The sequence below is a fragment of the Gluconobacter sp. ESL1110 genome (assembly GCF_058107395.1).
On record NZ_JBYLUK010000007.1, the window covers coordinates 407,501 to 420,065 of the forward strand.

The 12,565-nt window shown below is 57.3% G+C and carries 14 protein-coding genes (1 of these 14 only partly in view); 4 read left to right on the forward strand and 10 right to left on the reverse strand.

Annotation, left to right across the window (positions count from 1 at the left end; all coding sequences use genetic code 11):
- Positions 1–233: the 5' portion of a DUF192 domain-containing protein gene (locus AC3B6F_RS05905; protein ID WP_023944463.1), read on the reverse strand. 259 nt of this gene lie to the left of the window's left edge; the window shows 233 of its 492 coding nt (coding positions 1–233); its start codon is at positions 231–233; its stop codon lies beyond the left edge, outside the window.
- Between the two features lie 19 nt (positions 234–252).
- Positions 253–909 carry an MBL fold metallo-hydrolase gene (locus tag AC3B6F_RS05910; RefSeq protein WP_489823681.1) on the reverse strand — a complete coding sequence of 219 codons (657 nt, stop codon included), beginning with the start codon at positions 907–909 and terminating at the stop codon, positions 253–255.
- Between the two features lie 147 nt (positions 910–1,056).
- On the opposite strand from AC3B6F_RS05910, the gene AC3B6F_RS05915 reads away from it, so the two are divergent.
- Positions 1,057–1,407: a RidA family protein gene (locus AC3B6F_RS05915; RefSeq protein ID WP_010504564.1), complete on the forward strand. Its 351-nt coding sequence runs from the start codon at positions 1,057–1,059 to the stop codon at positions 1,405–1,407.
- Positions 1,408–1,581: 174 nt separating this feature from the next.
- Positions 1,582–2,307, forward strand: a complete 726-nt coding sequence (locus AC3B6F_RS05920) for a CHAP domain-containing protein (protein WP_489823682.1) — start codon at positions 1,582–1,584, stop codon at positions 2,305–2,307.
- Between the two features lie 66 nt (positions 2,308–2,373).
- Here AC3B6F_RS05920 and AC3B6F_RS05925 read toward each other — a convergent pair whose 3' ends face one another.
- From AC3B6F_RS05925 to AC3B6F_RS05955, 7 genes are all read right to left on the reverse strand, one after another.
- Positions 2,374–2,832: a 23S rRNA (pseudouridine(1915)-N(3))-methyltransferase RlmH gene (locus AC3B6F_RS05925; protein ID WP_023944458.1), complete on the reverse strand. Its 459-nt coding sequence runs from the start codon at positions 2,830–2,832 to the stop codon at positions 2,374–2,376.
- The gene (gene rsfS, locus AC3B6F_RS05930) at positions 2,833–3,285 is read right to left on the reverse strand and encodes a ribosome silencing factor (protein WP_061929063.1); all 453 of its coding nucleotides are present in this window, start codon (positions 3,283–3,285) and stop codon (positions 2,833–2,835) included.
- A gap of 95 nt (positions 3,286–3,380) precedes the next feature.
- Positions 3,381–3,968: a nicotinate-nucleotide adenylyltransferase gene (locus AC3B6F_RS05935; protein ID WP_489823995.1), complete on the reverse strand. Its 588-nt coding sequence runs from the start codon at positions 3,966–3,968 to the stop codon at positions 3,381–3,383.
- 32 nt (positions 3,969–4,000) lie between these two features.
- Entirely contained in the window at positions 4,001–5,257 is a 1,257-nt protein-coding gene (locus AC3B6F_RS05940) for a glutamate-5-semialdehyde dehydrogenase (RefSeq protein ID WP_489823996.1), read from the reverse strand.
- Positions 5,250–6,344, reverse strand: coding sequence for a redox-regulated ATPase YchF (ychF, locus tag AC3B6F_RS05945; protein ID WP_007284278.1), 1,095 nt, complete (start codon positions 6,342–6,344; stop codon positions 5,250–5,252). Before ychF ends, AC3B6F_RS05940 begins: the two co-directional genes overlap by 8 nt.
- 213 nt (positions 6,345–6,557) lie before the next feature.
- On the reverse strand, positions 6,558–7,127 hold the full coding sequence (pth, locus tag AC3B6F_RS05950) for an aminoacyl-tRNA hydrolase (protein WP_489823683.1): 570 nt from the start codon (positions 7,125–7,127) through the stop codon (positions 6,558–6,560).
- Positions 7,128–7,130: 3 nt separating this feature from the next.
- Positions 7,131–7,790 (reverse strand): 50S ribosomal protein L25/general stress protein Ctc, encoded by a 660-nt coding sequence (locus AC3B6F_RS05955; RefSeq protein ID WP_062018581.1) that lies wholly within the window; start codon positions 7,788–7,790, stop codon positions 7,131–7,133.
- Between the two features lie 209 nt (positions 7,791–7,999).
- On the opposite strand from AC3B6F_RS05955, the gene AC3B6F_RS05960 reads away from it, so the two are divergent.
- Complete coding sequence (locus tag AC3B6F_RS05960) at positions 8,000–9,325, forward strand: MFS transporter (protein WP_489823684.1); 1,326 nt, start codon at positions 8,000–8,002, stop codon at positions 9,323–9,325.
- A 21-nt stretch (positions 9,326–9,346) separates the two neighbouring features.
- On the opposite strand, the gene AC3B6F_RS05965 is transcribed toward AC3B6F_RS05960, so the two are convergent.
- Complete coding sequence (locus AC3B6F_RS05965) at positions 9,347–10,222, reverse strand: SDR family oxidoreductase (protein ID WP_489823685.1); 876 nt, start codon at positions 10,220–10,222, stop codon at positions 9,347–9,349.
- A 225-nt stretch (positions 10,223–10,447) separates the two neighbouring features.
- Between AC3B6F_RS05965 and AC3B6F_RS05970 the strand changes: the two genes are divergently transcribed.
- Complete coding sequence (locus AC3B6F_RS05970) at positions 10,448–12,556, forward strand: catalase (RefSeq protein ID WP_489823686.1); 2,109 nt, start codon at positions 10,448–10,450, stop codon at positions 12,554–12,556.
- The last annotated feature ends 9 nt before the right edge of the window (positions 12,557–12,565 follow it).

A 12,565-nucleotide genomic window follows, 5' to 3' on the forward strand; every position in this document is an offset into this window, starting at 1 on the left:
TCTTTCGGCAATTCCTTGCGAAACATCTCGCCGACTTCCTGCTGACGATATGTTTTTGCAAGCTCCACCGTGAACTGATGCTTGACCCCATCCTGTGTGGTGATCGTCAGAGGTGCCGTCGGCAAAACGGGCTGCGCCTGCCGGATCGGCTCCTCCGCTGCATAAGCGGAACCAGACAGCCCACCAACAGCAAAACATGCAGCGGCCAACACGGAACACACAGAAAATCGCATGAAAAACCCCTTTGAAAATTTATAGACCAGCAACAAGAAACGGATTGGAGCGACGCTCTTCACCAATTGTGGTTGGCATTCCATGCCCACACAACACGACGGTTTCATCGGGCAAACTCAGAAGCTGGCGTCGAATACCAGCAATCAAGGCTTCAGAATCGCCATAAGCAAAATCAGTGCGCCCTACCGTCCGACGAAACAGCGTGTCCCCGACGATTGCTCTACCACTGGCATGATCAATAAAAACCACATGGCCAGGCGTATGACCCGGAAGATGTCGCACCTCAATATCGTGCCCTAGAAGCCGCAGCGTCTCTCCACCTTCCAGAAACCGGTCCGGCACGACACTGACCATGCCGCTCAAACCAAAATGAGCTGCCTGCTTTTCAATAGTACTCAGAAGAAACGCATCCCGACGATCAGGCCCTAGAACCGGAACAGGCTGCCCCTGTACTTCAGTCAGACGCGTCCGAAGGTCATCAGCCCCACCGGCATGATCAAGATGCCCATGGGTCAACAGGATCGCATCAACTGTCAAACCAGTGAGCTCCTGAAGCAGATCATCTACATCGCCGCCCGGGTCCACAACGATGGCATGGTTCCGTTCATCCCAGAGGATCGTGCAGTTCTGCCGGATCGGCGTCACAGCTACTCTTTTGACATTCAAAGGGACCACGCTTCTGTCTCCCGACCGGCCGGTTCATCCATCGTTCCCGGCGATACCGCGTCCTTCCCCCTACCACAAGGGACCAACGGGGTGATTGACCAGCCCTCAAAGGCGCATCACTCTGCACCTTTCTTCCCTCAGGATCAGGAATATTCCATGAGCCGTATCATCCGCACAGAACCCAACGCCATCCTGTCCAAGGCTGTCGAATACCACGGCTTCATCTTCACACAGGGTGTTGTCGCCAAAGACCTGTCCCAAGACATCAACGGACAGACAAAGGACGTTCTGGCCCAGCTGGACGCCATCCTCGAAGAACACGGCACAGACAACACCCGCATTCTTCAGGCACAGATCTGGCTGAAAGACATTGCTGATCGCGATGCCCTCAACACTCACTGGTCCGCATGGCTTCAGGAAGGCCTGGCTCCTGCACGTGCCTGCGTTCAGGCCGTCATGGCTGACCCACGCATCCTCGTGGAAATCATGCTGACGACGACCAAATAAAACCGCTTCGGGGACAATAAGGCATAATTAAGGCAGAATGCGACGCAAGAAAGATTTTCAACTGAAATGAAAATTTAACCCTCAGCAATGCATTCTGCCCTTGTCAGGGTTGCATGAAGATTGTTAGCTCCCTGTCACCCGAACGACACAAGCCAATTCAGGATCAAAAAGATCGTGACGCATAAAAGTTGCCGGAAAACTTTTTTCTCTGCCCTGGCGCTCTCAGCGGTCATGTTCTTTTCAAGTCATGCACAGGCCAAACACCTCCGTGGTTCACACGGCGGTCACAGTGTCTTCCGCTCTCACCGAGCATCCCATTCCTACCACCACCACACATTCTCCACGGCACACGTCATTCAGTGCGTAGCCTACGCAAAAGAAGCTTCTGACGTTGTCCTTCACGGCAATGCCCGTGACTGGTGGTACAATGCTGCTGGCCGCTATGCCCGCGGGAACGCTCCGGAAGCAGGATCAGTCCTGAACTTCCGCGCCATCCGCCGTATGCCACTGGGTCATGTGGCCGTCGTTCGCGCGGTAGAAAACAGCCGCACCATCTACATTGACCAGTCTCACTGGGCCTCCAACGGCATCGCACACAATGTGCGCGTTGTAGACGTATCGCCCAACAATGACTGGAGCGCAGTCCGCGTTGCACTGAATGACCGTAGCGGACGATTCGGTAGCATCTATCCCACTTATGGCTTCATTTATGGCCGCCCAGATGATGGACGCCCAGCACGACAGGTTATGGTGGCCCGTGAAAGCCACCCTACGACCTTCCGGCATCGCGCTGTTTTCCGTGGTTCGAACGCTCTAGGCCACCCGATGAGCAACACAGAAGTTGCTGAAGCCCCAGACGACGCGTTCACCTCAGACGCTCCCAACCGCTCAATCCGCTAAGACTGAGCTTATAAAAAAAGCGGGGTAGATCCCCGCTTCTTTTGTGCCCGGCCCAGTGATCGAAACTCAGTCAGGTCGCGTATCCTTATGATACGGATGATTGGAGTTAATCGCCTGAGCTCTGAAAATCTGCTCAGCAATCATGACCCGTACAAGCATGTGAGGCCAGGTCATGGCGCCCAGAGAAATGACCGCATCTGCTCTCTGAATAACAGAACCATCCAGCCCTTCCGCTCCCCCTATGAGGAAATGAAGAGGCCGGCCCGTTTCCTGCCATCGGGAAAGAAGGGTGGCAAACTGCAAGCTGCCATGCGTTTTGCCCCCCTCATCCAAAGCAACGACAAAGGCGTTCTCAGGACACGCCGCCAGAAGCACACCAGCATCTCGCCGTTTCTGCTCCTGAACCGACCCCTTGGAAGGCAACAGCTCTGTAACAGTCAGAGCAGGGCGAATCCGGGCCGCATAACGGTCAAACAATTCCCGTTCCGGCCCGGATTTCAGACGTCCAATAGCAACGAGCTTCATTCAGCCCTGCTCTTCGCCCTTACCGACAGCTACTTCGGATTCGCTCGAATCCAGATCGGCACTCCACATCTTTTCCAGACCGTAGAGCTCACGACTTTCCGGCTTGAAGAGATGAACAACAATGTCACCGGCATCAAGCAGCACCCAGTCGCTGCCATTAGCCCCTTCAACGAGAACCCGGTTGAAGCCTTCTTCACCCAGCTTCTTCTCGATGTGATGAGCCATGGCCGCAATCTGACGGTCTGCCAAACCTGTAGCGACAACCATGCGGTCAGCAAAATTGGCGCGTCCCACCAGATCCACCACCACAATGTCTTCTGCCTTGTCTTCCTCAAGGCTCGCCGTGATGATGGAGAGCATTTTCGTCAGAACATCCGGCTGCACAGGCTCGCGCTTGACCGCTGTCTTCTTCGGACCGGCAGCAGCAGCCTTCTTGCGAGGCGTTCCCGGCACCTTGGCAGCCTCGGCCAGTGCCGCATCAGGGGTGCTGGTTTTCCGACGCGTGGTCTTGGCCTTCGGGTCGATTGAGGTCGTCTTGGTGATGGTTTTTACTCCTGATCCGCGTCCAGACAGGTTTGCCCAGACTCACGCAACGCTGTAGCCGATATATCGTTCTGCGGCGCAGAAAGGAACGTCCAAGCGCTTCCTTTTCTCCGCCCCAATACGGGGGCCTCTCTCGATGGCCGCCGATTTCGACGCAAAACCGAGGCTGCCGCCCCATGTAATGCCGGAGTCACACTCCCTGGCCGGGGAAGAATCGCAATCGGAATCATCCGCGCCAAAACACACCAGTTCTTCCATCGGGAAAACTGAGCCAGCCCATCAGCACCCATCAGCCAGACAAACTGCACATTCGGGAAACGCTGCTTCAACAACGCCACAGTTTTTACCGTATAACGCTGCTTCAGACGAGCTTCGATATCCGTCGCACAGATCCGTCTCCCGTCCGCAAGCCTCCGCGCCGATCCAAGCCGCGCCCTGAACGTCCCCATACCCTTCCGAGGCTTCAGTGGATTTCCCGGTGACACCATAAGCCAGACCTGATCCAGCCGAAGAGCACGCAAGGCACGCTGCGCCACCTGAAGATGCCCGATATGTGCCGGATTGAAAGAACCGCCCAGAAGGCCAATCCGCATCCGGCGCCCGTCCCCAAATGTCGGGATCACGGTCAGCCGCGCACCTGCCCATTGCCACGAACTTCGTAGCGATAGCAGGTCAACTGTTCGAGACCGACCGGCCCACGGGCATGCATCCGCCCTGTAGCGATACCGATCTCCGCCCCGAATCCAAACTCACCACCGTCACAGAACTGCGTAGACGCATTCCACAACACCACCGCACTGTCCGTCCCATTCAGGAACACAGCAGCGGCTTCGGGATCTTCGGCAATGATCGCTTCCGTATGTGCACTGCCATGACGAGCAATATGCTCCAGAGCATCCTCAACGCCATCCACAACAGCAATGGACAGAATCGAATCCAGCCACTCGGTATCAAAATCCGCCGCACTGGCCGCCGGTAAAGACGAAACAATCGCCCGAGCCGCTTCATCTGCCCGGAACGTACACCCTTTTGCAGCCAGATCGTCCACAATGAACGGCAGCAATGACGGAGCAATCGCCCGATCAATCAGCAGAGTCTCCGTCGCACCACAGATCCCGGTCCGGCGCATCTTGGCATCCAGCAGAACCCGACGCGCCATGTCCGGATCAGCACTGGCATGAACATAGGTGTGATTCAGCCCATCCGCATGCGCCAGGACAGGCACACGCGCCTCACGCTGAACCCGCTCAACCAGAGACTTCCCACCACGCGGAATAATGAGATCAACCCCATCAGCCGCCTGAAGCAAAGCTCCAACCAGTGCACGATCAGCAGAAGGCAGGATTTGCACACAAGCCGGATCAAGACCCGCCTGCTCCAACCCAGAAACCATCGCCGCATGAATGGCCCGCGCCGAGTTCAAACTCTCGCCACCACCACGCAGAATGACGGCATTGCCCGACTTGATGCAAAGTGCCGCAGCATCAGCACCAACATTCGGCCGGCTTTCGTAGATCATACCAATGACGCCAAGCGGCACCGCAACCCGGCGAAACAGCAACCCGTTCGGTCGCTCCCATTCCGCCAGAATACGTCCAAGCGGATCTGGCAGCTGGGCAACGTCTTCCAGACCCTTTGCCATAGCCTCGACCCGCTCAGGCGTCAGCATCAGACGATCCCGGAACGCTGCCGTCCGGTCAGCAGACAATGTGGCCAGATCCTGCTGGTTGGCCGCAACAATCGCTGTAGAATTTTCACGAAGTGCCGCAGCCGCAGCCACAAGCGCCCTGTTCCGCGTAGCCTCATCAGCCCGTGCCAGACCCCGGCTCGCCTGACGGGCTTTATCCGTCAGGCTTTTCAGAATAGTCGCAGCGTCAGACATTGAATCGGAAGAGGAGAATATCTCCATCCTGCACAACATATTCCTTGCCTTCGATCCGCAACTTCCCGGCCTCCTTGGCTCCTGCTTCACCATTGCAGGCCACATAGTCGTCAAAAGCAACCGTTTCGCAGGCAATAAAGCCACGTTCGAAGTCATTGTGAATAACCGCAGCAGCCTGAGGCGCTTTCGTTCCTGCAGTAATCGTCCAGGCACGCGCTTCTTTCGGGCCAACCGTGAAGTATGTCCGCAGACCCAGCAGACGATAGCCAGCCGCAATCACACGATCCAGACCACTGTCACTCAGGCCAAGCCCTTCCAAGAACTCCGTACGATCTTCCTGCGGCAACTGGCTGACCTCAGCCTCGATCGCCGCAGACACAATCACAACACCAGCGCCTTCTTCCTCAGCACGCTTGCGAACCGCCTCCGAGTGCGCGTTTCCAGTGGCCGCAGAAGCCTCCTCAACATTGCAAACATACAGAACCGGCTTCGTCGTCAGCAGCTGAAGACGCGCTGCTTCCTCTTCCTGGCCCTTCGGCACCGCCGTACGGGCAGGCTTACCATCACGCAGCGCCGCAATCAGCGGTTCCATCAGCTCAAGCTGGGCCTGTGCTTCGCGGTCATTGCCACGCGCACGCTTCTGAAGATTGATCTGGCGCTTCTCAAGGCTTTCCAGATCCGCGAGCATCAGTTCGGTCTCGATGATGTCCGCATCCCGAACCGGATCGACCCCACCTTCAACATGGGTGATGTCATCATCTTCAAAGCAACGCAGAACATGGATGATCGCATCCGTCTCGCGGATATTCGCCAGAAACTGGTTCCCCAGCCCCTCACCTTTGGACGCACCACGGACCAGCCCCGCAATATCAACAAACTCAAGGCTGGTCGGGATCTCTTTCTGGGACTTGCCGATCTTCACCAGAATATCCAGCCGCGGGTCCGGCACGGCAACACGGCCCGTATTCGGTTCAATGGTGCAGAATGGGTAGTTCGCTGCCTGCGCTGCGGCTGTTTCCGTCAGGGCATTGAACAACGTGGACTTGCCAACATTGGGCAGACCAACGATGCCGCAATTGAAACCCATTGTGCTCTCCATTTTTCAGGCCGCCAGTGCGGTCAGCCCAGTCTCAGAATTCAGTTGCCCTGTGTTCGCAGAATCCACGCCCACGGACAACACCTGTGCCCTGCAAAACAGGCAGCAGAGTACGATTCCCGCCTGAGATCTCTCTCCGGCAGCGCCCCGCACGTTATACCAGTGAAAAAAGCTGACCATAAGAGACCCGAAGTCTCCCAGCATTCAGGCCGTAAGCAGCGCGACTTTCGTCATGAACGCTTCATTCTCGCCCTTGGCCAAAATAGGCGCAGCATCCGCAACCGCCTCAAGCCACCGCTCCAACTCCGGTTCTTCCGCCTTGGCGAAATTCCCCAGAACATGCCCGTGTACCCGGTCCTTATGCCCCGGATGACCAATGCCCATCCGCACACGCCAGTAATCCGGCCCGGAAAGACAGCGATCCATTGAGCGCAGGCCATTATGCCCAGCCGCTCCGCCGCCACGCTTGATGCGCAGCTTGCCAAAAGCAAGATCGAGTTCATCATGGAAAACGGTGATGTCGGCCTGCGCGATCTTGAAGAACTGCGCGGCCTGCTGAACGCTGTCACCCGACAGGTTCATATACGTCATCGGCTTGAGGAGCAGAATTTTCTGCCCCCCAAGCGTTCCTTCAGAGGTCTCCCCCCGAAAGCGCTTGCGCCACGGGGAAAACCCGTGACGCCTGGCGATTTCATCAACCGCCATAAAGCCGATGTTATGTCGATGACGGCTCATCCCCGGCTCGGGATTGCCGAGACCGGCCCAGAGCCTCATGACTTACTTCTTCTTTGCGCCCGGCTTTGCCGTAGCAGCCGCAGCAGCCGCAGCAGCCTTGGCAGCAGCTTCAGCTTCCATTTCTGCATCGATGGTCGGCGGAGCAACGGAAGCGATCACGATATCCGTAGCCTGACCACCCGTCAGAGAAACGCCTTCGGTGCCCTTCAGGTCAGCCCAACGAACGCTGTCATGGATGTCCAGCGCGCTCAGGTCAGCCGTGAAGTGCTCAGGAATGTTGGCCGGGTCAGCAGCAACGTCAACATAGTGACGGACAACGTTCAGAACGCCACCGCGCTTGATGCCCGGAGCCTTTTCTTCGCCCGTGAAGACGATGGAGACTTCAACGTGAACCTTCGTGCCAGCGGAAACGCGCTGGAAGTCCACATGGATCGGAGCATCGGAAACCGGGTGCAGCTGCACGTCACGGATCAGAGCTGCAACCGGCTCTGCACCTTCTGCTGCCAGGTTGTACACGCGGGAGGACCAGCCACCACGGTGCAGTTCCTTCATGATCACGCGCGGATCAAGAGCAATGATGGAAGGCTCCTGCTTGCCACCATAGATTACTGCCGGAACCAGCCCGGCACGTCTCGTTGCGCGCGCTGCCCCCTTACCAGCCTTCGCGCGCGTCGAGACAGCAAGTGTCGTCAAATTAGCCACTGTTACGCTCCTGCGTATTGAATTTCGTTACCACACAGACCTCCAGGGGTGCCTGTGCGAGCGGCGAAATAGCGGAAAACTGCGACACACACAACCTTTTTCCCGGATTCCGCATACCTCACGCCCCTCATCCGCCATGACTGGACCCGCCCCCAGCCCCCCAGATAGTCTGTCACACGCCCCATAGCTGCCCGCGCCCCAGAGAACCCATGAGCATTGCCCAACGCCTTGAGCACCTCCCCTTCACTCCCTTCCATCGCCGCCTCCTGATTCTCGGAGGCTGCGGATATATGTTTGACGGTCTGGACTCCGCGATCGTCGCTTTCACACTTCCTGTTCTGAAAACGGAATGGCACCTGTCCGGTCCATTCCTCGGGCTATTGGGAAGCGCAACCTATCTGGGATACGGCATCGGCTCTCTGCTGGCAGGCTTATGGGCAGACAGATCCGGCAGGCGCACCGTCATGATGAGCGCCCTCGCGCTTTACGCCACCGGATCCCTGCTATCCGCCGTTTCCCAAACATTCAGCAGTTTCTTCAGCGCCCGTCTTCTCGCTGGACTGGGTGCGGGCGCGGAAGCCACGATCATCGCCCCCTATCTGAGCGAATTCGTCTCATCCCGTTATCGCGGAGCCTTCACGGCCAGCCTCACCGGCTTCTATTCCTTCGGTTACGTGACAGCTGCCATGCTCGGCTTCATGATCGTCCCCTCCTCCCCCGACGGCTGGCGATGGGCACTGGCCGCCACAGCCCTACCCGTCCTGATGCTTCTGTGGTGGAGACGGACTCTTCCCGAATCTCCAAGATGGCTCGATCAGCAGGGACGCACACACGAAGCCTGTCGCATTGTCGGAATGATTGAACAAAGCGCAGGACTGGCCGTCGGTCTTTCAACAACACCCGATACTGCCGGAAGAGCCAACCGGTCCCTGAGCGATCTTTTCGCTCCCAACCTCAGACGCTCTACGCTCATGAGCTGGGTCATGTGGCTCAGCATCACCTTCTGCTTCTACGCGTTCTTTACCTGGATCCCCACGCTCATGATCGAACGTGGCATGACCGTGACCCGCAGCTTCGCATACGCCATTTCGATCTATGCCGCACAACTTCCCGGATATCTCGCCTCAGCTTTCTGCACGGAACGTCTCGGCCGACGCGCCACAGTGGCAACCTTCATGACCTGCGGCGGAATCAGCGCTATTGGCCTGGCCGCAAGCCAGACACCCACACAGGTCCTGATCTTCGGCATCCTGCTCTCCATGTTCATGAACGGAACCTACGGTGGTATCTACGCCTACACCCCGGAACTCTTCCCAACATCCCTGCGCGGAAGAGGCATGGGACTGGCTTCCGCCATCGCACGCCTGGGCGCTATCTCATCCCCTGTCCTGATCGGCTGGATTTACCCAAAAGCCGGTTTCCCCGGCGTCTTCGGCCTCACAACCTGCGTCCTGCTTATAGGCGCGGGCACCACTCTGATCTTTGGTCCCAGAACAGAAAAACGCCCGCTCGATCAGGAGCAGGCGTTCCACTGAAATCCAGAATATCCAACCCGGTCAGAGCATCGGCATCCCGCCATTAACAGCCAGCAAAGCGCCCGTCGTGTAACTGTTAAGCGGATCAGCAAAATACACATAAGCCCCAGCCAGTTCTGCTGGCTGACCCGATCGGCCCAGCGGAACATCGGACCCAATGCTCTTCTGGGCTTCTTCCGGCATTCCCGTCACAATGAACGGCGTCCAGATCGGCCCCGGCATCACGCCATTCACCCGAATGCCTCGGGACGCAAGCTGCTGCGCCATACTCACTGTAAAGTTCGCAATCGCCGCTTTCGTCATCGAATAGGGCACAAGAATTTTCGGAGGCGTTTTCAGATTGACTGAAGAGGTGTTGATAATGGACGCCCCCGGCTTCAGATGCGGCAACGCAGCCTTCGTCAGATAAAACATGGCATGCGTGTTTGTATCAAAATGACGTTGCCAATCTTCGTCGCTGATGTCTTCAAGATGCTCTGCCCAACTCTGGAACGCCGCATTGTTTACCAGAACATCAAGTCGCCCGAAGGCGTCCAGTGTCTTTTTCACAAGCGCCTGACACTGAGCAGCCTCCCGAATATCCCCCGACAGAAGAAGGCAACGCCGTCCCTCAGCTTCGATCTGCCCTGCAATCTCCTTCGCATCCTGACTCTCAGAATCAAGGTAAGACACCGCAACATCGGCGCCTTCACGAGCAAAAGCCAGAGCCACAGCACGCCCGATTCCAGAATCCCCTCCCGTAATCAGAGTCACCTGCCCCGTCAATTTTCCTGACCCCCGATAGGTTTTCTCACCATAATCAGGTTCCGGCGTCATCTTCGCCGAAAGACCAGGAAAAGGCTGCGTTTGCCCCTCAAAAGGAGGCTGCGGATAACAATGACGCGGATCAACAGGCATCCAAGCCTCCTTCAGTACGGCAGTCACGCCAGTCTGAGCGCTAACGAGCTGCTCTTTCGTTCAGTTCAGAACATTTCTCCAAATTATTTTCCGGAACATTTATCGACGTCTCAGACTTCTAAAGTGAAGGATTTCCCGAAACGGAAGTCGACTTACTGAAATCAGACCGAAGCGCCCGGCATTACTTCCCCGGACACTCGCGACGACAGCAGATCGGATCGACCCATGAGCGACACGGCAGATAAACGCACCACCGTGACCATCGGTGACCAGACCTTCGAGCGCGGCCCCCAGGGGGCAACCCATCAGACCGCAAGCGACGACATCCCCACCCTGACCACCCAGCAGGGCGTACCCGTCGCAGATGACCAGAACTCCCTGAAAGCAGGCCCCCGCGGCGGAACGCTTCTGGAAGACTTCCATTTTCGGGAGAAGATCTTCCACTTCGACCACGAACGCATCCCCGAACGCGTCGTCCATGCCCGAGGCTACGGCGCACACGGCTTCTTCGAGCTCACCGACTCCCTCTCCGACTACACAACCGCCAAAGTTCTTGGAAAAACCGGAACCCGTGTCCCGGCTTTCGTCCGCTTCTCAACCGTCGCTGGCGCAAAAGGGTCTTCCGATCTGGTCAGAGACGTCCGCGGTTTTGCCGTGAAGCTCTACACGGAGGAAGGCAACTGGGATCTCGTGGGCAACAACATGCCCGTGTTCTTCATCCAGGACGCCATGAAATTCCCAGATATGGTCCACGCCGTGAAGGAAGAACCTGATCGCGGTTTCCCGCAAGCTCAGTCCGCCCATGATAATTTCTGGGACTTCGCATCCCTCTCGCCCGAAACCGTCCACATGCTCCTCTGGGTCATGTCCGACCGAGCCATCCCCCGGTCCTTCCGCTTCATGGAAGGCTTCGGCGTCCACACCTTCCGGCTCATCAACGCCGACGGAAACTCCACCTACGTCAAGTTCCACTGGAAGCCGAAGCAGGGCCTTCAGTCCGTCGTGTGGAACGAGGCCGTCAAAATCAACGGCGCCGACCCCGACTTTCACCGCCGCGACCTCTGGCAGGCCATCGAATCCGGCGATTATCCGGAATGGGAACTGGGCGTACAGCTCTTTGATGACGCCTTCGCCGACACATTCGACTTCGACATTCTGGATGCCACCAAACTCATCCCGGAAGAACTCGTCCCCGTTCGCCGGATTGGTCGCCTCGTGCTGGACCGCATGGTGGATAACTTCTTCGCAGAAACCGAACAGGTCGCCTTCTGCACCCAGAACGTCGTCCCCGGTATCGGCTTCACCAACGATCCGCTCCTGCAAGGCCGAAACTTCTCCTATCTGGACACACAGACAAAGCGTCTCGGCGGCCCGAACTTCACGCACATCCCCATTAACGCGCCGAAATGCCCGTTCCACAACTTCCAGCAGGACGGCCACGCCGCCATGCACAACCCAAAGGGTCGCGTAAATTACGAACCCAACTCCTGGGGTGCAGGTCCGCGTGAAAACCCCAAGACTGGCTACAAACACTTCCCCGATGACAACGGTCGCACGACCCGCGAACGCGGTGAACTCTTCGCCGATCACTACAGTCAGGCACGCCAGTTCTACATCAGCCAGACAAAGCCCGAACAAACGCACATCAAGAATGCGTTCGTGTTCGAACTCAGCAAGGTTGAGACGCCAAACATTAGGTCCCGCGTCATCGCTCATCTGCTAAATGTAGATGAAACGCTGGCCAAGGATGTCGCTGAAGGTCTGGGCCTGAAAGACCTGCCCGCCCCAGCTCCAGCCGCCCGCACACCGATCACGGATCTGGCCGCCTCAACAGCGCTCAGCATCCTCAAGAACGGACCAGACTCTTTTGCAGGTCGAAAGCTGGGCGTCATTGTCACAGATGGAACAGACGCCGCCCTTCTCAACGCTCTTCAGACGCAGGCCGAGGCGGAAGGAGCAATTATGGAACTGGTCGCTCCCGTTGTTGGAGGCATCACTCTAACAGATGGCCAGACCATCCCTGCCCAACAGAAAATCGTCGGTGCACCATCCGTCCTTTACGATGCCGTCGTGCTCCTTTCGTCCGCCGAGGGAACAAAACTCCTTGGCAAAGACGCAACAACCCGAGATTTCGTGGCAGATGCTTTCGCCCACACCAAATTCATCGCCTACGGGCCAGACGCTACGCCTCTTCTGGCAAAAGGCGGCATCACGCCCGACGACATGGATGATGGTGTGATCGCCCTCAACAGTGAGGCAGACATCAAACCCTTCATCACAACCTGTCGGAAGCTCCGCTTCTGGGACCGTGAAGCCAAAACCCACAGCGTTTAAAATGCGCAT

Excerpts from the sequence above, each read along its gene's own strand:
- AC3B6F_RS05970 (WP_489823686.1), top strand. The coding sequence starts at position 10,448 with ATGAGCGACACGGCAGATAAACGCACCACCGTGACCATCGGTGACCAG.
- ychF (WP_007284278.1), bottom strand. The coding sequence starts at position 6,344 with ATGGGTTTCAATTGCGGCATCGTTGGTCTGCCCAATGTTGGCAAGTCC.
- AC3B6F_RS05960 (WP_489823684.1), top strand. The coding sequence starts at position 8,000 with ATGAGCATTGCCCAACGCCTTGAGCACCTCCCCTTCACTCCCTTCCAT.
- AC3B6F_RS05965 (WP_489823685.1), bottom strand. The coding sequence starts at position 10,222 with ATGCCTGTTGATCCGCGTCATTGTTATCCGCAGCCTCCTTTTGAGGGG.
- AC3B6F_RS05915 (WP_010504564.1), top strand. The coding sequence starts at position 1,057 with ATGAGCCGTATCATCCGCACAGAACCCAACGCCATCCTGTCCAAGGCT.
- AC3B6F_RS05940 (WP_489823996.1), bottom strand. The coding sequence starts at position 5,257 with ATGTCTGACGCTGCGACTATTCTGAAAAGCCTGACGGATAAAGCCCGT.
- AC3B6F_RS05935 (WP_489823995.1), bottom strand. The coding sequence starts at position 3,968 with ATGCGGATTGGCCTTCTGGGCGGTTCTTTCAATCCGGCACATATCGGG.
- AC3B6F_RS05925 (WP_023944458.1), bottom strand. The coding sequence starts at position 2,832 with ATGAAGCTCGTTGCTATTGGACGTCTGAAATCCGGGCCGGAACGGGAA.
- pth (WP_489823683.1), bottom strand. The coding sequence starts at position 7,127 with ATGAGGCTCTGGGCCGGTCTCGGCAATCCCGAGCCGGGGATGAGCCGT.